Origin of the sequence: Streptomyces hainanensis, assembly GCF_004348415.1 — a bacterium.
Lineage (GTDB): Bacteria > Actinomycetota > Actinomycetes > Streptomycetales > Streptomycetaceae > Streptomyces > Streptomyces hainanensis.
On record NZ_SMKI01000084.1, the window covers coordinates 1 to 19,990 of the forward strand.

Consider the following 19,990-nt stretch of genomic DNA (forward strand, 5'->3'; position numbering starts at 1 on the left):
CGTCAACCTCCTGTGTTCTATGACCCGACCTTACTGGGGAATAGGGTTACTGGCGCCCTACGCCCACGATCGGAGCGAGCAGACGATGCGCCTTCTTCCCGGGGCCGAGCCCTTCACCCACGACGGCGTCCCCGTCCTCACCGCGGACACCGTCCACATCTCCGCCGACTGGAGCGCCCTCGTCCTACGCCACGGAACAGCCTTCATCGGCCACCGCCCCGACCACGGCCCCACCGACTCCTTCTACGGCTACGCCGAACTCCACACCCGCAGCGTCTACTTCGACGCCCTCCTCTTCGGCGTGATCCAACGCGACCACATCGACCAACTCACCGAAGACCTCACCGACGTCTTCACCGGCCCCCGCGAAGCCACCCGGCTCGCCACCCTCAAACGCCGCATCGCCCACTTCCGCAGCACCTACTGGCGCCAACACCTCACCACCCACGGCACCGCCAACGACCTCCTCACCGCTTACAAGAACCAGTACCGCCTCCCCGAACGCTTCACCGACATCCTCGCCGAAGCCGCCGACCACAACCGGCTCATCCAAACCCGCGAAAACCAACAGATCAGCGGCGCCCTCGGCATCATCACCATCCTCGGCCTCCCCCTCACCATCATCCAAGTCCTCGGCGACCAAACCCCCAGGCACCTCATCACCGCGCCACCACCACCGCTCTCGCCGCCACCGCCGTCCTCCTCTTCAACTCCCTCCGCAGGAGCAACCCAGGCCGCTGAAACCGTACGCACTAACAGACCCACAACCAGCGACAGAGCTCTCCCTATCCAGGCCACTCAGGCACGGCGTCTCGACGACGGCTACGACGAAAGCGGGCGTCGAGTTTCGGTTCTGACCACCGGACTGTCAGTATCGGGCCATATCGTTGGATCACCATTCCAGCCAAGCCGGTTGTAGGGGGCGGGAATTCACCATGCAGGCCAAAGAGACGCTCTTCGCCGACCTTGTACAGGGGCGGGCCCAGCAGTTCCAAGTACCGCTGTATCAAAGGACGTACTCCTGGACGGAGAAGCAGCTGGCCCAGCTCTGGAGCGACATCCTCGAACAGGCCGACCTGCTGGAGTCCGGCGAGAAGGCGAACACGCACTTCCTCGGCTCGGTCGTGCTGGCGCCCTCCCCGCAGAACGAGCCGACGTTTCCCCGCTGGCTCGTCGTCGACGGTCAGCAGCGGCTGACCACGCTCTCGCTCGCCCTGGCCGCGATCCGCGACCACATCGCAGACGCCGAGCCGGACGAGGCCGAGCGCATAGACGAGGAATACCTGATTAACAAGCGCAAGAGCGGCAGCGACCACTTCCGGCTGCTGCCGACCCAGGCCGACCGGGCGCAGTTCGCCGCATTCGTTCGCGGGCCGCTCTCGGAACAGGCCGCTGGCGGCGCCGTCGCCGCGGCCTACGGCTTCTTCCGTCGCGAACTGGTCGCGGCGGCCGATCCGGCCGCCCCGCAGGACGTGTTCTGCATCGAGCAGGCCATCACCTCCCGGCTCACGCTGGTCGCGGTGACCGCCGAGCGGGGGGACAACGTCCACCGCATCTTCGAGTCCCTCAACAACACGGGCCTCAAACTGAGCCAGGCCGACCTGCTGCGCAACTACCTGTTCATGAAGCTGCGCGCCCACGGTGAGCACGTGTACGAGACCTACTGGCTCCCGTTGCAGGACAGTCTGAGCAACGACGAGCTGGAACAGCTGATGTGGCTGCAACTGGTGCTCGACGGGGACGACCGGGTACGCCGCCAGGACCTGTACGCGGCTCAGCAGCAGCGCTTCGAGCACGGCGGGGCCAGTCAGCCGGAGATCGAGGCCGACATTGAGGCGTACATCAGGGAGTTGTACCGCCGCGGCGCCCTCTTCCGCCGGCTGCTCCACCCCGAAGAGGAACCGGACGAAGCGGTCCGCGCCCATCTGCGCCGGCTGGACACCTGGCAGGCCCAGGTCACCTATCCCGCGCTGATGCTGCTGCTCGACCGGCGCGAGCGCGGGGAGCTGGACTCCTCGGACACGGCCCGCGCGATGTCGTACATCGAGAGCTTCCTGGTGCGCCGGATGATGTGCCGGGTGCCGACGAACAACCTCAACAGGATCTTCCAGGCAGTGCCAGGACAGCTCCCGCTCGACGTGCACATCGCCGACGGGTTGCAACGGCTCCTCTCCGCCGAGAACCGCTTCTGGCCCGACGACGACGAGCTACGCGAGAAGATCCAGAAGGCGCCTTTCTACAAGTACGGACGCCCGGACCAGCGCAAGATGGTACTGCAGCGGCTGGAGGAGAGCTACGAGCATCCCGAGCCGGTGGACTTCACCGCCGCGCAGCTCACCATCGAGCACGTCATGCCCCAGTCACCCGGCGACGAGTGGATCCGAATGCTCCGTGAGGACGCGGACGACGGGGAGAACGCGGAGGACCTGCACTCCCGGTTGCAGCACACGCTCGGGAACCTCACACTCACCGCCATCAACTCGGAGCTGTCCAACCACCCCTTCGAACGCAAGCAGGACCTGCTCCAGGGCAGCCACCTCGAGATGAACCGCCGCATCGCGGCCACCGAGCGCTGGGGCGTCAAGGAGATCCGTGCCCGAGCCGACGAACTCGCCGATCGCGCGATCGCGCTCTGGCCGGCGCCACTGCGCGGAGTCGGCCGAGCGGAGCGGAGCCGGGACTGGCACCTGGCCCACCAGGTGCTCGCCGCGCTCCCCCACGGCACCTGGACGTCCTACGGCGATCTCGCGGCGTTCATCGGCTCCGGTGCCCAGGCCGTGGGCAACCATCTCGCCAACACACCGGGAGTGGCCAACGCGTACCGGGTGCTCACCTCCGAAGGCAGAGTCTCCGACGGCTTCCGCTGGACATCCCAGGACGCCGGAGAGGACGTCCGCACCCGGCTCGCCGCCGACGGAGTCCGCTTCGCAGCCAACGGAGCCGCCGATCCGGACCAGCGGCTCAGCGCCGATGACCTCGCTCTGCTGGTCGCCGGAACCGACGACGACCAGGCGGCCGGCGCGGACACCGCGCAGCACACCCCGGACAGTCAGGGCGAGGAGACGCGCTCCGACCGGTTCTTCCGTCAACTCGCGGCAGACGACTCCCCCGAGACGGTGGAGGCGGTGCGCGCCCTCTTCACCCAATGGGAAGAACTCGGTGGCTGGATCGGCCACGGGGCAGGCCAAGTCACCACCAGCGCGTTCCTCATGCTGGGCGAGTCGGGCGCTCCTGGCCAAGGCATCTGGTCCCTGACGCTCTACCCGGGCTGGGGACGCGGCGGCACCGCGGAGGTGGTTTTCCGATACCTCGCCACACGTGCCCCGTTCACCGACCGCACGCTGCGCGCCGAGCTCCTCAAGCGGCTCAACGAGTTGAATGGCGTCGACATCCCAGAAGGCAAACTGGAGCTGCGTCCCAGCTTCCGCCTGTCCGTGCTGGAGAAGGACCGCGACCGTGAGCTGCTCGTCGAGACTCTGACATGGTTCCGGGATCACTGGGCGAGCCGGAATACCGACTGAGGCACACGTTCCCAAGGCACGGGTCACACGTCACGGCTCGAATAGCCCACGCGGCCGATCTCACCGCCTGGTTCGGGGCGCTGCCAGCGGCGTCTCAATGCTCGTGGGCAGGAACCGGCTCGGCCCGCCGTTCCAGGTGATGACGAGTTCGTCGCGGGATCGGGTGGCCGCGACGAAGAGGAGGGAGCGAGCCCGCTGGAGCTCGCGCTCGTAGCGCCTGGGGTCGGTGTCGCGGAACGCCTCGACGCGCTGGTGGGGCACTTGGCCCTCGCTGACGCTGGTGAGGAAGACGCGCTGGAACTCCAGCCCTTTGAAGCGGTGCATGGTGCCGATCCGAACGCCTTCGGCGGCGCGTGGCCCCTCCTTGCCGAGCTCGGTGACGGCGATGGCGAACGGCTCCCGCCGCAGGGTCAGTGCCAGCTGGGTGGCGGCGCCATCGGGCACCCTGACGGCCATGGCCGAGTACGGGGTGCCGTGCCAGTCGTGGCGCTCCTTGACGAGGGTGGCGACGATGCGCGTCTCCGACTCCCAGTCGGAACCGCGGTAGTACTGCGGGTCGACGGGCTCTTCGGCCTGCCACTGGCAGGTGATGTGGCGCCGGACCTCATCGGGCGTCATACCGTCGTAGAGGGCGAGCAGCACGTCCTTGGTGAGCTCGGGGATGTTGCGTTCCACGAGCGCGGTGTGCTGGTGGGCTCTGGTCATCGCGCGGACGGCGGGGAGCAGGGGCACGATGACGCCGAGGTCGAGGAGCATGCAGTCCTCGTGGCCGGCGAAGAGGGGCACCCGAAGATTCCGGGTTGGCACCGAGGTCGCCTCGTCGCTCGGCTCGTCGGCCGGTGGCGCCGGCCGGCCGGGGAACGCGATGACGTTGGCGCTGACCTCGGCTCTGCCGACCGGGCTCATCGCCGCTCTCCTTCCGCGCTCAGCAGCGCCGCGAGTTCGTCGGGGGTCCAGCCGCCGGGGGCCCGCACCTGCCAGCCCGCTTCACGGCAGCACCGCATGGAGGTGGGATCCTCGGTATCCACGTGCAGGACCACGCCGATCCTCCCCGCTGGCCAGGCGAGTTCGAGGGGCCGGGGGATGCCCTCGACGTCGTATCCCGGCCGGGCCACGGGGACCACGGCCCGGTCGGCGAGCCGCCGGGCCAGGGCGTCGATCTCGGGGTCTCCGATGTACACGAGTTGTTCGAAGACGAGGCCCCAGGCTTCGCGCTCCAGCGGGGTCGGTTCGTCGCCCGCCGGTGGTTCGGCCTCAGGCGTGGCGAGGACGAGCCCGGTGCCGAGCCGCTCGGCGCTGCCGGTGCCAGTCGAGGCGAGGAACTGGATGATGTTGCCCCAGCACAACCATGACTTCCAACGGCGGCGGTGCTCCGGACGACATCCGCGCCCTCATCGATACCGAGGACATCAGCCCACCCTCGTCATCCCCACCGCCTAGCAACCGATGGCCTCCCACGAACGGCCCGTTCGTGTACTTCACTTCCTCATTTCGGGACCACCGAGCTGGGGCTCTCTCGCGTCGAGGGACCGAAGCAGTAGAGGTCGTCGGCCGCGAGTGTCCGATAGGTGACGCCTTCACAACTGTTGATGTCAACGGCGAGTCGGGTCTCTGCTTGCTCCTGTAGGTAGTCACGGACCATGCTTGCGCCACCGCGTTTGCGCTGCCTGTCGACGCCATACGTAATGTCCGAGATCACGCGATTGGCTTCGATGGCATAGCGTTTCCCGAGTTCGAAATGCATGAAGTGATTCTTTGCCCGGGTGATGAGTGTGGCGCCCCAGGACGCCGGTGGGCTGACGAAGAAACGCAGTTGCACTGTGCCGAAATCGTGGATCGTTCTTGCGTCCAGCCAACTCTCGTGGGATATCCGGTCGAGGTAGGGATGCAAAACCGTGTTTTCGGCGCTGTCCGGACGTTTGTTTCCTTTGATTAAGTTACACCGCTCGCAGACGGGAACCAGGTTGAGCGGATCCACACACAGCGCGGGGAAGAGGCTCTTCGGCATGAAGTGGTCGAGCTGGCGGACGGTGCCCTGTCGGCATAGCGGGCATCGTTCGTTGGGAGCAGCGGCCATCAGCTCGTCGCGGATCGCCCGTCCCTCGACGGTCTGCATACCATTGCCGTACACCCAGTCCACGAAAGTGTCGCCTGCAATTTCGGGAACCGTAAAATCCTTCGCGTCAAGGTCGTGCAGGCTCCTGTCAGCGGCGGCCTCGCGCAGCGCCTGGCCAGCCATCTGCACGGTGTCCGCCGCCTTGAGCAGCCGCTCGCGCCGCCCCTCCGCCGCAGTGCTGCGGGCGACGCACGCCCGGTAGCTGTCACTCGCCTTACGCATGGGGATCTTAAGGGGCCACATCAAAGGGGCCCATCCGTCTTCTCTGCGAGCAGGATCCGGACCAGCCCCTTTGCCTCTCCGCCGAGCTTGCCGTCGAAGTGGGCGAGGACTTCTTCGTATGAGTCCAGCGCGGCCACCGCTCTACCGATCTCCGCATAGAAGCCGGACTCCATCACCTCCAGCCCGAATACCTCGTGGGTCAGCACGCCCACGTTCTCACCGTATGTCTCAATCAGCGGGCGCTCGACGCGGCTGCTCTCACCCTGACGTATCAGCTTGTAGACGCAGGACTGCGGCACCGTCTGAAGTACGACGGGTGAGTGTGTAGCAACTACTGCGACGCCGTTGCGGGCAGCCAAGAGGTTAGACAGCGCTTGCATGAAGGAAGCCAGCAGTGGTGGATGCAAATGGGCCTCGGGCTCGTCCACCAGGACCAGGGACTGCTCCGCCACGAGATGCACGAGCTGTGTCATGGTCAGCGCCACGATCGCGTGACCTGAGCTCATCCGGCCGAAGGCGGAAGTCAGGTCACGAACGTGGGATTCCGTAATTTCCATGCCTACCCGAATATCGCGGGCATAGGCCGCGATAGCAGAGTCCGCGAACTGCGAGTCACGGCTTAGCAGCATCATGGCGTCGCGCCAGCGCATGAGTTCGCGCGAATTGATGACGGCATGGACTCCAGCCACAAAGGCTGCTTGCAGTCGCTGCTGGGTATCGGTGGGCAGATCATCGAGCGAGGTGCTTTGCAGGCCGACGTAAGTGTACTTCACCGCTCGAGGATCACTCTCCTCGATCACTTCAACGAAGGGATCGAACGCGCTGAAGGTGACCGAGACTACGTTCACGAACCGCTCGCCAACTGAGGACGTCGACGTCGGGAGGACATCAACACGGCCGAATTCCGCGTGCCTCCCGGGCCAGACGACCGCAGCGGCGAGATTCCGCAACAGGGTCGTCTTGCCAACTCCATTGCGGCCGATGAGGACATGAATATTGTTAGATGGCCTAGAGTCAGGATCCACCTTGAAGTCGAGAGTGCTCTCAGTGCCATGCCCCGGTGCCATGTAGCGGAACCAGTACTCGGTCAGCCTGACTCCGCCACGGGCAATCCGATTGAACTGTGCCCTGACCGTCTGTTCCTCAACCGTGCGCAACAGTGATGAGCGTGTCACTGGGTACTGCATAGCGGCCTCAAGAAGATCCGGATTGTAGGCCACGTCAGAGAGCCCTCGGAGGATCTCTTCGCGCCTGCCGTGTCCGAGCTTCTTGATGTTGTCATAGTAGAGATCGCTCTGTCCGAGCGAGAAGAGTTCACCCGGTGGCGAGCCATCGTAAACCCCGGCACGGATAGGGCTGGGGCCGTCTTCCTGCCCGGCGACGGCGACCTTGACGAAACCCAGGTTCGTCTGCGTCAGCGGATCTCGGTACCAAAGTGTATAGCTAGTGCGGAAGCCGAAGTCATCCCAGTCATCGGCCACTAGGACCACAGCCTCGGGGCCTGAGCGTACCGGCGTGCCTTGGGGTAGGACAATGAACTTCACCGGGTTGAGCCTCCGGTTCTGCGGCGGACACCCGCACTTCGGTCAAACTGAGTTTGGAACCTATCGCCTCGCCCTGCCAGGAGGATCGCGACGCCTTCGGCTAAGATCGCGCACCGATCCGACGAATCACGCCGCCACCCACACCGTGATCCCGTTTGCGTAAGTTTGACCTACGTAAGACTCCTCTTTTTGCACCCTTATGCCCACTCTTCCTCGGCGAGTGGCGCTTCATTTAGCTGGTCACGAAGGCTCCGCCAATTCGGCATGAATCTCTCCATGAGCTTGGTGAAGCGCTCATCATGGTTGCGTTCAAGATAGTGCGTCATCTCATGGACAACAATGTACTCCAGGCAGCCTGGAGGCTTCTTGGCAAGTTCGACGTTGAACCAGATGCGCCCGGTCTCGCGGTTGCACGAGCCCCACTTGGTCTTCATACGCTTGATATTCCACCGCGGCACCGACACTTCGAGGACAGGTTCCCATTTGGCAATCAAATCCGGGATCACATGTCGCAACTGCTCCCGATGCCAACGGTCGAGCAACTCTCGCCGGCGTTCAGCTGTTGTGCCGACCGGGACATACAGCAGCAGTCGTTCACCGTCTAGCTCGAAGTGAGCCCGCCCGGGACGCTCCACGACCTTCATCCTGCGACGAACGCCCCACACATAGTGGGACTCGCCTGTGACCATCTCTCGCGTGGACTGCCGTGCAGCTGATCGAAGTCTCTCGCGCTGCTCTTTGATCCACGGTAGCCGTTGGATTACAGCGAGCCGCACCTGCTCACTGTCGAACTGGTGCGGCGCTGCTACACGGACGCGTCCCAGTGGCGGATAAACACCAATGTGCAGGTTCTTGATGTGCTTGTAGATAACGTCAACGTCGATGCCAAGAACGGTGAGAGAGACGCTACCGGTACTCATGGCGCGCCTTTAGCAGTTCCAGTAGCTCATCAAGCTGGTCGAAGTCGGCGGGCAGTGCCTGAGCGAGCGCGCGCTTGACCTTCTTCTCCTTCATCACGTTGCCCACCCACGAGTCGGGCTTGGTATGAAGAACAGTGGTGTCCACAACCACAGCCAGTTCCGGCGACTGACCGAAGAAATCAATAAGAGCGCGGCGAGCAGCGTTGTCAGCCCACTCCGGGTACTTGGTGTCTGACTCGCCCTTGCCGAGCTTGGACGCGTGCTCCAGGAGCTTCGCGAGGTACTCCTTGTAGTCCAGAGCATTCTGCCGCCGTTCCTCGAGTATGGCGTCGAGCAGCTCCGACATCTTGTCGTAGTACTTCGGGTTCATCGGGCGCTCATCGATGATCACCACGCGCATGTTGTTGGCGATCGTTTCCGCCACCGCTTCCGGGTCCTTCTTGATACCCGAGGGAAGCTTGTCGAGCGCGCCGGCTCCCATCTCGACGATCAACTGGATCAGCCCGGCTTCCTGGAAGTCGGATACCACCTCGGAGGGGCTGGCGCTGATGTACGTGTCGAGCAGGTGCCGCATGCCGGCCTCGTACTGCTTGAAATCGACGTTCTCGCCAGCGCCGAGCTTCACCTCTTCACGCACGTTGGCGTAGTGGGCGATCTCTTCCTTGATCGCTGCGGCTTCGGCGTCACTGTACCCAGCGGCCTGCATTTCATTGGCGAGGTTGCCGTACGCGCGGGTCACGGCTGCCACAGACTTGTAGAGCTCAACTCGCCTGGGCTCGTTGGCCTTGAGCTGCTCGGTGTTCCCCTGCTCCCGGGCGCAGAAGTAGTGCTGGTACTGGAGGGTGTTCTTTGGTGGCTCGACCGACTCACAGAGCGCTCGGATCTTCTCCAGGGCCTCATCGAGGTCGTCACGGGCCTTGTCGATCCGGTCTGACAGCAGCCCTTCGATGTCCTTCGTCTCGTAGCCTTCGAGAGCACCGCCGGTGTAGTCCGTGATCGCGGACTCAAGGGAGTTGAACAGGTCACGGTAGTCGACGATGTAGCCGTAGTCCTTGTCCTCGCCGTCAAGGCGGTTGACTCGGCAAATCGCCTGGAACAGACCGTGGTCCTGCATCTTCTTGTCGATGTACAGATACGTCGCGCTCGGGGCGTCGAAGCCGGTCAGGAGCTTGTCGACGACGATGAGCAGCCGCATCTGGCCCGGGTCATTGATGAAACGTTCCTTGACGTCCCTCTCGAACTGCTCGACCTTGCCCATCGCCTTGTCGGCAGGCTCGTCGAAGTGGTCCGCGAGCATCTGCCGGTAGATCTCGTATTGGCGCAGCCGTTCGGTCGCGCCGTGGCCTGAGTCTTCCTTGGCGATGTCACTCGACTCTGGTGTGTACGACGTGATGATGGCGCACTTGCCCTTGAAGCCAGCCTGAGTGAACAGCTCGTAGAACTTACACGCCTGGTAGATGCTCTGACTGACGAGAATGGCGTTGCCTCGGCCATCCGACAGACGGGGCTTGATCTCCATGTCGAACAGGATGTCGTTGACTATCTGCCGGGCCCTCGGCTCCGAGCTGACGACCTTCTGAATGGTGCCCCAGCGCTTCTTGAGCTCGGCGCGGGAGAGGTCCGTCATGCCGCGGGTCTTGGCCTCAAACCACTGGTCGACCTTCGCCGCCGAGGTCAGGTCCTGGTCGATGTTGCGAGCCTCGTACCGCAAGTCGAGCACGACGCCGTCGGCAACGCCGTCGTTGTACTTGTAGGTGTGAATGAAGCTGCCGAACCGCTGGACAGTGGTGTCCTTATCTTCCTTAAGGAGAGGCGTACCGGTGAAGCCGATAAACATGGCCCCAGGCATGAGCTCCTTCATGGCGTCGTGCATCTTGCCCGACTGCGTACGGTGGGCCTCGTCGACGAAGACGAAGATATTGCCCTTGGCATGGAAGTCCTTGGGGACAGTCGCCTTCAGCGCACGGATGAACTCGCTCTCAGCTTCATCCCGGGCGGCCTCGTCTTCCGAGCCACGAAACTTGTGAACCAGCGAGCAGACCAGCCACTCCTCGCTCGCATTCAATGTAGCGAGGAGGTCAGCGCTGCTCTTGGTGCGATAGATGGCCTCGTTGACTCCCTGGAAGACCTTCTGAATCTGATCATCCAGTTCGCTCCGGTCAGTGATGAGGAGCACGCGGGCATCCGGCTGATTCTCGCGAATCCACTTGGCCAGCCACACCATCGTCAGAGACTTGCCGGAGCCCTGAGTGTGCCAAATGATGCCGCCCTCGCGCTTGGCGATCCGCTCCTGAGCGGCCTTGACGCCGAAGTACTGGTTGTGCCGACAGGTCTTCTTCTGCCCCGCATCGAAGACCATGAAGTCGTGAACCAGCTCAAGCAGACGTTCCTTTGAGCAGAGCTGGGTCAAGGAACGATCCAGGGGGGCGGCGATGTCGGACGGCTCCCGCCATGCAAGCCAGTACTTTTCCGGCGTGTCGATAGCGCTGTAGCGCAGCCCCTCCACGTCGTTGCCGGCCATGACGAGCTGCACCGTCGTGAAGAACGACCGGATGAACTCAGGACGCTGGTTCCCGATGCTCTGGCGGATGCCTTCAGAGACGGCGACCTTTGAGCGCTTGAGCTCGATCGTCCCGAAAGCGATACCGTTCACGTACAACACGATGTCCGGGCGCTTGGTGTACTGCCCCAGCACCGTCACTTCCTCGGCCAGAGCGAAGTGGTTGGCATCCGGGTGCGCCCAGTCGACAAGCCACACCGTCTCCGTCTGCTCGCCGACACCCGGCTTGACCTTCACCCCGTAGCGAAGCAGGCCGTAGACGTCCCGGTTCGCCTCATATAGATCGCGGCCACCACCGAGCGAGGCATCGCTCTTCAGCTTGTCGATCGCCTTGTTGATGAGGTTGTCGTTGTAGCCCCGGGCACGGAGGTTCTGCGTGAGCAACTCCACGTCGACATTGGAGTTTGCAGCGCGGTACTCCCAGTTGCCGAGGTACTCGTAGCCCAGCCTGTCTCGGAACAGCTCAATGATGCGATCCTGAGTCTTGCGCTCGGGTTGCCCAACGTTGCTCACGCTGAGCCCTCCTCGACAGGTAGGCGAGTACGACCGGTCAGGAGCTGTTGCATCATGCCCTGCTTGATGCCTCGCGCCTTCGATAGCCGGTCACGAAGAAGGTTGATCTCGCGCTCGACATCGAGCATCGCCTCAGCAATTCGATCTTGCTCGTCAGGTGGAGGCGTAGGTACTTCGATCGCCAACAGTCTTTCTTTGGGGATGTTCTTCATGCTGCCGCTGGTTCCCGTGGCAAGTCCACGTACCGCACGTGAACCAGGCCCCGAGCTCAGGTAGTAGCCAAGCCATCGCATATTCACCTGCCGGTCACCGCTTCGCTTAGCACGGGCAAGCCAAAGCCGGTCAGGGAGATACAAGTTACTGTAATCGTGCTCAACGTAGCCGACTTCTCCGACTAGCGCTGGAGTGTTCATTCGGCTGATGATCAAGCTGTCTGCTACAGGGTTACAGTGCACCCGGCCAACATCCGAGGAAAGCACTGGCTTGGCCTCGCTCGGAATGAAGCGGCCGTTGTCAACTGCCGATGTCTTTAGAACGGCTACCCCACTAGAAGTATGTTTGGACGAACGAACGCTGACACCAGCTTCTAGCCCATCAATAAGCTCAGACAGGCTGCATCCAGGCCAACCAGAAAGGCGGAACTCGCCAGTCAGGAGGTGCTGCAACATGCCCTGCTTGGTCGCCTGCTTCTTGGCGATCATCAGCTCGAGTGCGGCAACCAGCTGATCTACGCCAGAAAGGGCTACGGCAATCGTTCGTTGCTCATCGACGGACGGCAATGAAATGTGCACCGTCCTCAGGTCGCGCTGGCCGACGTTAGCCCGGATCCCTCCCTGGCCGCGAGCAACAATCTGCTCGCGCACGCTATGCGTCCTCAGCGCGTACTTCAAGTAGTCCGTATCGAGGTTATTCGTCTTGGGTCGTGCTCGAAATACAAATCCACCAAAGACGACCGGGGAGTGGCCGAGATAGACCGCAGCTAGCGCTACCTCATCCTGCGTTTCAGACGTCCGGTTAAGAAGCACGTCACCATATCGGACCTGGTACCTTGCCACCAAAGAGGACGCAAGCTTGATGCGGCCACGGATATCAGCTTCGGTCAGAGCCTCGTTCTCGATTACATCAAGAACGTTGATGAATGGAATCCCCTCGCCGTAGGCTGACTTGTCGGCATTGACGCCATTACTAAACTCGAAGAGCTCCCCAAGTGTAAACGCCTTCCATCCTGATGGAACTACTGCGCGCTTCATCACACGATCCCCATGTCTGCCAGGTGGCCGGCAACTTTGGTTTCCAGCTGCTCCAGCTCGGCGCCAAGCGCTCCGACTGTCTCGGCGTAGCGCTCGCCGAGCTGCTGGATCCGGCCGACCAGAACATGCGTCATGGAGTTGACCACGCCAGCGATGCGATCCGCGATTACGGCGTGCCACTTGTCATCGAGCACAAGCTGCTTGACCTCGGGCAGCGTGAGGTCGCCATACTTCTGAAGGGTCGCGAGATCAAGCGCGGCCTGAGCCTCCTTGGCGGCCTTCTTGGCGACAGCCTCTTCGTTATAGAGCTTGATCAAGTGCTGCAGCGCCTTGATCTCCTCCGCGTCAGCTCCCTCATGCCGGGCCACCTTAAGCCGCGTCGCTGCAAGGGGCTTGGAGATCTTGTCGCCATCCATAGCCTCAGCAAGCAGGCCGTCTTCAACGGCGTGCTCCTCGATGTACTCCTCAACAGCACGGTTTGCCTCTTCGGCAGCCGTGTGCAGTGCGTCGACCTTGGACTGCTCGTCCGCGAAGTACCGAGCGACGACGAGCGCCGGCGGGATCAGGTCCATCTTGTACCTCGTGGCCTTACGCCCCGAGCCAATGACAAGGTCTGGAGTCTCGGAGAGCTTGCGCTCCTTGTCCTCGATGGTCTTGCGGGGCTTGGCCGCGTCGCACCACCCGTCGTTCATGACGAGGAAGACATCGTCGTGCACGACGTCGTCCCAGTAGGTCATGAGTTGCTCGTAAACGTCATACTCGTCGAGCAGAGGAGTGTTCTTGAACCGGGCCAGCAGGTCGTCGCTGATGCGAGCGATCAGGTCCTTGGGGACGGTGTCCGGGTTGAGCGCTTGCAGGACCGGCCGGTGCGCGGCGAACCAGTCGTCAACCTGGCTGCGGACGTCGGTGACGAACTTCTGGAACTCGTCGGAATCCACGACGGCCTGTTGCACCTCAGCCACGCTGACAGCCAGGTCGCTGTAGCCGGGGCGGTTCGGCTTGAAGAGCGTGGTGCGAAGGCTCGGGAACGCCTCCCAGTACCCGTTGAGTGCCTCCAGGTCGTGATCCGGGATCCCGCCGTGGAGGTGGGCGTGAAGGTCCTGGATATCTTCAGGCTCGGAGGAATCGATGTACCGTGGGATGTTGAGGTTGTATTCGTTCTTCGGGGCGACGATCTCGTGGATCGGCACCATACGCGAGTAGCGCTCGATGGTGGTCTGCTTGTTGAAGACGTCGACGATCTTGTGGATGTCCTGGCTCCGGAGACGGTTCTTGTTACCGACCTTCATGAAGCCCTTGGAGGCATCGATCACGAAGACGCCAGTTCGCGCCTGGGCATTTTCCTTGTCGAGGACGATGATGCAGGCCGGAATGCCGGTGCCGTAGAAGAGATTCGCAGGCAGGCCGATGATGCCCTTGATGTATCCGCGGCGCAGTAGTTCCTTACGAATGTTGGCCTCGGCGTGACTGCGGAACAGTACACCGTGCGGCAAGATGACTGCAGCCTTGCCATTGCTCCTGAGGGACTTGAGGACATGAAGCAGGAAGGCGTAGTCGCCGTTCTTCTCGGGCGGCCGACCGAACTCGAAGCGACCATAGTCATTTTCCAGGCCGTTGCTCCACGACTTGATCGAGAACGGCGGGTTGGCGACGGCGAAGTCGAAGGTCTGTAGCCGTGCGCCCTGGGTGAACTGCGGGCTGGTAATCGTGTCGCCCTTGCGGATGTCACGGTCCTCGTAGCCGTGGAGGATCATGTTCATCTGGGCCAGCGCCCAGGTGGCGTTGTCCTTCTCCTGACCGTAGATGGTGAGGCCACGTGGGGCCTCGTCAGCGACCTTGAGGAGCAACGAGCCGGACCCGCACGTGGGGTCGTAGACCGTGTGGTCTTGCCGAGTGCGCGCTCCGATACCGACGATCTTGGCGAGTACGCGCGAGACCTCGGCGGGGGTGTAGAACTGGCCCTTCGATTTGCCCGACTCCGTGGCGAAGTGCCGCATCAGGTACTCGTAGGCGTCGCCAAGTAGGTCGTCTCCCTCAGCGCGGCTATCTCGGAAGTCGAGATCAGCGAAGATCGTTACCAGCTTGGAGAGGCGATCCTGCATCTCCTTGCCTTTGCCGAGCTTCTCCTCGTCGTTGAAGTCGGCCAGGTCGATGACCTTTTCGAGTCCGTTGGCCTCGGCGAGCTTACCGATGATCTTGTTGACCTTATCGCCAATCTCCTTGTCTCCCTTGAGTGCGACCATATCGTCGAAGGACCCGCCGACAGGGACGTCGATCAAGGAGTTCGGATCGGACTTGGCCTTGTCCGTCACGTACTTCACGAACAGCAGCGTGAGGATGTAGTCCTTGTACTGGCTGGCATCCATGCCGCCGCGCAGCTCGTCGCAGCTCCGCCAGAGCGAGCTGTACAGGTCCGACTTCTTGAGAGCCATTACCACGCCACCCCCTTGCCAGCGCCGAGCCCAGGGCCTGACCGAGGTCCTGCGGTGAGGTGTTTGTGTGACCTGTCCATCCTTCGGCGCCCATCCTTCGCATGCCGGTGCACGACAGCAGTGCCACTAGTGGCAAAGTCCAAGCTTAAGTGCCTCAACGATAGCGCTGGGCGCTGACACAGGATGCCGTTAGCGTCCGGCGCTCAAGAGCCTGGACGCGACAGTCCGTTGTGGCGTGTTCACTAATCAGTTGTCAAACAAGACGTGTGTTGGCCGATGGTGCACGTTGGGGGGTTGGGTAGCTGGGCCTGTATTGCGGCGCTGGGCTCCTCGCCGGCTACCAGGGCAGCGAGGACTCTTCAGATCTGCTGTCGGGTTCCAGTGCTGCGCGGAAGTGTCGTGACACTGGCCGCCGCACATGCGTAGGACCAGCACGAATCCAGCACGGTGGGGCTGACCTGGGATGACGACAGGTGGCGGGGGATGGCAGCGGGGCCACCCCGTGGTGGGGCGGCCCCGCCGTGACCTGTACGTTTGCCAGGTCAGCGAGACTGTGCTAGGGCGGCCGTCACACGTTGAAACGGAACTCCACCACGTCGCCGTCGCGCATCACGTAGTCCTTGCCCTCCATGCGGGCCTTGCCGCGGGAGCGGGCGTCGGCGACGGAGCCGGCGTCCAGCAGGTCCTCGTAGGAGATGACCTCGGCCTTGATGAAGCCCTTCTGGAAGTCGGTGTGGATGACACCGGCCGCCTCGGGCGCCGTGGCGCCCTTGGGGATCGTCCAGGCCCTGGCCTCCTTGGGGCCGGCCGTGAGATAGGTCTGGAGGCCGAGGGTGTCGAAGCCGACGTGGGCCAGCGTGGCCAGTCCCGGCTCCTGTTGGCCGACCGTCTGGAGCAGTTCGAGGGCCTCGTCCTCGTCGAGCTCGGCGAGGTCCGCCTCCAGCTTGGCGTTGAGGAAGATCGCCTCGGCGGGGGCGACGAGCGCGCGCTGCTCGGCCTTGAACGCGTCGTCCGTCAGCTCGTCCTCGTCGACGTTGAAGACGTAGAGGAAGGGCTTGACCGTCAGCAGGTGGAGCTCGTGCAGCGGCTCGGCCGCCTCGGTGCCCTGGGCGATGCCGGCCGAGAAGAGGGTGCGGCCGTCCTCCAGGATGGCCTTGGCCGACTCGATGGCGGCGACGACCGGCTGCCGGTCCTTCTTGATCCTGGCTTCCTTCTGGAGCCGAGGGAGGACCTTCTCGACGGTCTGCAGGTCGGCGAGGATCAGCTCGGTGTTTATGGTCTCGATGTCGCTCTTCGGGGAGACCTTGCCGTCGACGTGGACCACGTTCTCGTCCTTGAACGCCCGGATCACCTGGCAGATCGCGTCCGACTCGCGGATGTGGTGGAGGAACTTGTTGCCCAGGCCCTCGCCCTCGCTGGCGCCGCGCACGATGCCGGCGATGTCCACGAAGTCGACGGTGGCCGGCAGGATCCGCTGCGAGCCGAAGAGCTCGCCGAGCCTCGCCAGCCGCGGGTCGGGCACCCCGACGACGCCGATGTTGGGCTCGATGGTGGCGAAGGGGTAGTTGGCCGCCAGGACGTCGTTCTTGGTCAGGGCGTTGAACAGGGTCGACTTGCCGACGTTCGGCAGGCCGACGATTCCGATCGTGAGCGACACGTGAGACTTCCCGGACGTGAATGCGTGGACGGTGGGTCGGCGGCCATGGGTCGATGAGCCGTGGGCCGGTGTACCAGTCTACGGGCGCGCCCCGCGCCGACTCCCCCGGCGGGTGACCGGTCGACCGACTGTCATATGGGCCGCAAGCGTGTCCATCGCCCTTTTCACCGCCTTCGCCGCATTACCTTGGTGCCGTGGAACACACTACGCACACAACTCGTCACCCTCTGCACCACGCGGAGGCCGCGGTGCGGGCGAGGGTGCCCCGGCCGGCCGGGCGGGCGCCGGCGGCCGGGCACCGGCCGCGCCCGGGGCGGCGGCTGCCCAGGGCGCGGCTCACCGGGCTCGGCTGCGGGGTGCTCGCGGTGGTGTCGATGATCGCCGCCGCCTGGTTCTGCGAGCTGCTCGGCGGCGCGCCGACCTGCTACGGGGTGCTGTTCGTCGTCACGGCGGCGGCCGTCTCGCTGTGGGTGCGGCCGGCCGACCTGATCTGCGCCCCGGTCGCGGCGCCGATCGCGTTCGCCGTCGGGCTGCTGACCACCGGGGGCCTGCTGGAGACCGTGACGGACCTGGCGCTCAGCGCGCCCTGGGTGTTCGCCGGCACGATGACGGCCTGCGCGATCACCCTGACCCGCTCCGCCCTCCAGCTGATCCGCCGGCGCGCGAGCCGGCGCGCGGCGGCGGCCGGCTAGGTCCCCGCCTGGGCGCCGGCGTTGGCCTCGACGCGGCGCTCGGCCGCCTCGGCCTCCGCGCGCAGGTCGCGGCGCAGCTCCTTCGGGAGCGAGAACTGGATGCTCTCCCGCATCGGCTGCACGACGTCGACCTGGCCGAAGCCGCGCTCGGCCAGCCAGGCCAGGACGCCGTCCACCAGCAGCTCGGGGACCGAGGCGCCCGAGGAGAGCCCGACCGTGGTCACGCCGGCCAGCCACGCCTCGTCGATCTCGTCCGCGTTGTCCACCAGGTAGGCGGCGTCGGCGCCGGCGCCGAGCGCCACCTCGACCATCCGCGCCGAGTTGGACGAGTTCCGCGAGCCGACCACGAGCACCAGCTCCGCCTCGGCGGCGACCTGCTTGATCGCCGTCTGCCGGTTCTGCGTGGCGTAGCAGATGTCGTCGCTCGGCGGGTCGTTCAGCAGGGGGAAGCGGCGCTTGAGGGCGTCGACGGTCTCCATGGTCTCGTCGACCGAGAGCGTCGTCTGGGAGAGCCAGACCACCCGCGAGGGGTCCTTGACCTCGACCCGCTCCGCTTCCTGCGGGCCGTCGACCAGCGTGATGTGGTCGGGTGCCTCGCCGCTGGTGCCGACGACCTCCTCGTGGCCCTGGTGGCCGATGAGCAGGATCTCGTAGTCGTCCTTGGCGAAGCGGACGGCCTCCTTGTGGACCTTGGTGACCAGCGGGCACGTGGCGTCGACGGTGGCCAGCCCGCCGCGCTCGGCCTCCCGGTGCACCTCGGGGGCGACGCCGTGGGCCGAGAAGATCACGATCTGGCCACGCGGCACCTCGGACGTCTCGTCGACGAAGATGGCGCCCTTGCGCTCCAGCATGCCCACCACGTACTTGTTGTGGACGATCTCGTGGCGCACGTAGATGGGCGCCCCGTACTGCTCGAGGGCGCGCTCGACGGCGATCACGGCCCGGTCCACGCCCGCGCAGTATCCACGGGGGGCGGCGAGAAGGACGCGGCGGCTGGTGTCAGACGGGTCGACCATGCGCCTATCGTACGGGGGCGCTCCGACAGCTCCGCGGGGCCCGTTGTCAGTGCTCGACGATAGCGTGGGCGCATGGCTGTGCAGACGTCGGCGGAGGAGCCGATCCCGGTCGGCGAGGTGAGCCGCCTCATCGGAAGTTGGGTCGAACGCCTGGGCGCGGTGTGGGTGGAGGGCCAGATCACCCAGCTGAGCCGCCGGCCCGGGTTCGGGGTGGTCTTTCTCACGCTGCGCGACCCGGCGCAGGATGTCTCGCTCCGAGTCACCTGCTATCGCGGGGTGTTCGACAAGGTGGCGGACGTGATAACCGAGGGCGCGCGGGTGGTGGTGTTCGGCAAGCCCGAGTGGTACGCGCCGCGCGGCGAGTTGTCGTTGCGGGCGGCCGAGATCCGCGCGGTGGGCGTGGGCGAGCTGCTGCTCCGCCTCGACCGGCTCAGACGGGCGCTCACCGCCGAGGGGTTGTTCGCCGCCGAGCGGAAGCGGCCGCTGCCGTTCCTGCCCGGCTGCGTCGGGTTGGTGACGGGCCGTGCCTCGGCGGCCGAGCGCGACGTCCTGGAGAACGCGCGGCTGCGCTGGCCCGCGGTGCGGTTCGCGGTGCGGAACGTGGCGGTGCAGGGCGTGCACGCGGTGCCCCAGGTGATCGACGCGGTCCAGGCGTTGGACGCGGATCCGGCGGTCGACGTGATCGTGGTGGCCCGGGGCGGCGGCAGCGTGGAGGACCTGCTGCCGTTCTCCGACGAGGCGTTGGTGCGGGCGGTGGCCGAGTGCCGCACCCCGGTCGTCTCGGCGATCGGCCACGAGCCCGACTCCCCGCTGCTCGACCTGGTGGCGGACGTGCGGGCCTCCACCCCGACGGACGCGGCGAAGCGCGTCGTGCCGGACGTGGGCGAGGAGCTGCTGCGGGTGCGGCAGTTGCGGGAGCGGTGCCGGCGGGTGCTCGGCTCGCTGATCGACCGCGAGGAGCGCGGTCTGGCCGCGGCGCGCAGCCGGCCGTCGATGGCGCGCCCGCACCGGATGGTGGACGGGCGCCAGGAGGAGCTCACGGCGCTGCTCGAGCGCTCCCGGCGCACGCTGCGGCATGTGTTGGACCGGGCGGCGGGCGACCTGGAGCACACCAGGGCGCGGGTGTTGGCGCTCTCTCCCGCGGCCACGCTGCGGCGGGGCTACGCGGTGCTCCAGCGCGCCGACGGCGCGGCGGTGCGCGCGGTGGGCGAGGTCGCGGCGGGCGAGGAGCTGCGGGCCCGGGTGGCCGACGGCGCCTTCCCGGTCACGGTCGGCGAGCCGACGGGCGAGGCGTAGGGCGGAGAGGCGGAGCATAGGGTGACGGACATGACGGACGCGGAGGGTGGCGCCGGCGCGGCGCTCGGCTACGAGCAGGCGCGGGACGAGCTGGTCGATGTCGTGCGGCGGCTGGAGGCCGGCGGCGTGACGCTGGAGGAGTCGCTCGCGCTCTGGGAGCGGGGCGAGGAGCTGGCGCGGATCTGCGGCCACTGGCTGGAGGGCGCCAGGGCCAGGCTGGACGCGGCGATCGCGGAGGGTGAGGGGGCGGC

Annotated in this window: 14 protein-coding genes and 1 pseudogene; 5 read left to right on the forward strand and 10 right to left on the reverse strand. The window is 65.0% G+C overall.

The window, feature by feature from the left end:
• Window positions 1-919 (forward strand): annotated as a pseudogene (locus tag E1283_RS10525) (hypothetical protein); the annotation flags it as partial.
• A gap of 16 nt (window positions 920-935) precedes the next feature.
• A complete protein-coding gene (locus E1283_RS10530) occupies window positions 936-3,521 on the forward strand; it encodes a GmrSD restriction endonuclease domain-containing protein (RefSeq protein ID WP_132817689.1) in 2,586 nt (861 codons plus the stop codon).
• Window positions 3,522-3,581: 60 nt separating this feature from the next.
• Here the strand turns inward: E1283_RS10530 and E1283_RS10535 are convergent, their stop codons facing one another.
• The 9 genes from E1283_RS10535 to ychF all read right to left on the reverse strand — a co-directional run bounded on the left by E1283_RS10535 (window position 3,582) and on the right by ychF (window position 16,735).
• Window positions 3,582-4,427 carry a 3'-5' exonuclease gene (locus E1283_RS10535; protein ID WP_132817690.1) on the reverse strand — a complete coding sequence of 282 codons (846 nt, stop codon included), beginning with the start codon at window positions 4,425-4,427 and terminating at the stop codon, window positions 3,582-3,584.
• A complete protein-coding gene (locus E1283_RS10540) occupies window positions 4,424-4,867 on the reverse strand; it encodes a hypothetical protein (RefSeq protein ID WP_132817691.1) in 444 nt (147 codons plus the stop codon). Before E1283_RS10540 ends, E1283_RS10535 begins: the two co-directional genes overlap by 4 nt.
• Before the next feature lie 140 nt (window positions 4,868-5,007).
• Entirely contained in the window at window positions 5,008-5,859 is an 852-nt protein-coding gene (locus tag E1283_RS10545) for an HNH endonuclease (RefSeq protein WP_132817692.1), read from the reverse strand.
• Between the two features lie 20 nt (window positions 5,860-5,879).
• Window positions 5,880-7,403 carry an AAA family ATPase gene (locus E1283_RS38660; protein ID WP_132817693.1) on the reverse strand — a complete coding sequence of 508 codons (1,524 nt, stop codon included), beginning with the start codon at window positions 7,401-7,403 and terminating at the stop codon, window positions 5,880-5,882.
• A gap of 197 nt (window positions 7,404-7,600) precedes the next feature.
• Window positions 7,601-8,323, reverse strand: coding sequence for a M48 family metallopeptidase (locus E1283_RS10555; protein ID WP_132817694.1), 723 nt, complete (start codon window positions 8,321-8,323; stop codon window positions 7,601-7,603).
• Entirely contained in the window at window positions 8,310-11,396 is a 3,087-nt protein-coding gene (locus E1283_RS10560; RefSeq protein WP_132817695.1) for a type I restriction endonuclease subunit R, read from the reverse strand. The genes E1283_RS10555 and E1283_RS10560 overlap by 14 nt, the downstream gene beginning before the upstream one ends.
• A complete protein-coding gene (locus E1283_RS10565; RefSeq protein WP_132817696.1) occupies window positions 11,393-12,646 on the reverse strand; it encodes a restriction endonuclease subunit S in 1,254 nt (417 codons plus the stop codon). Before E1283_RS10565 ends, E1283_RS10560 begins: the two co-directional genes overlap by 4 nt.
• On the reverse strand, window positions 12,646-15,078 hold the full coding sequence (locus E1283_RS10570) for a type I restriction-modification system subunit M (RefSeq protein ID WP_132817697.1): 2,433 nt from the start codon (window positions 15,076-15,078) through the stop codon (window positions 12,646-12,648). The genes E1283_RS10565 and E1283_RS10570 overlap by 1 nt, the downstream gene beginning before the upstream one ends.
• A 568-nt stretch (window positions 15,079-15,646) precedes the next feature.
• The gene (ychF, locus tag E1283_RS10575; RefSeq protein ID WP_132817698.1) at window positions 15,647-16,735 is read right to left on the reverse strand and encodes a redox-regulated ATPase YchF; all 1,089 of its coding nucleotides are present in this window, start codon (window positions 16,733-16,735) and stop codon (window positions 15,647-15,649) included.
• A gap of 248 nt (window positions 16,736-16,983) precedes the next feature.
• Between ychF and E1283_RS10580 the strand changes: the two genes are divergently transcribed.
• Window positions 16,984-17,427, forward strand: a complete 444-nt coding sequence (locus E1283_RS10580; RefSeq protein WP_132817699.1) for a DUF6542 domain-containing protein — start codon at window positions 16,984-16,986, stop codon at window positions 17,425-17,427.
• Here E1283_RS10580 and E1283_RS10585 read toward each other — a convergent pair.
• Window positions 17,424-18,443: a 4-hydroxy-3-methylbut-2-enyl diphosphate reductase gene (locus E1283_RS10585; protein WP_132817700.1), complete on the reverse strand. Its 1,020-nt coding sequence runs from the start codon at window positions 18,441-18,443 to the stop codon at window positions 17,424-17,426. The genes E1283_RS10580 and E1283_RS10585 overlap by 4 nt on opposite strands.
• Before the next feature lie 72 nt (window positions 18,444-18,515).
• Between E1283_RS10585 and xseA the strand changes: the two genes are divergently transcribed.
• Complete coding sequence (xseA, locus tag E1283_RS10590; protein ID WP_132817701.1) at window positions 18,516-19,739, forward strand: exodeoxyribonuclease VII large subunit; 1,224 nt, start codon at window positions 18,516-18,518, stop codon at window positions 19,737-19,739.
• A 30-nt stretch (window positions 19,740-19,769) separates the two neighbouring features.
• Window positions 19,770-19,990 (forward strand): exodeoxyribonuclease VII small subunit (locus tag E1283_RS10595; RefSeq protein ID WP_132817702.1); only part of this gene is annotated, 221 nt, incomplete at its 3' end.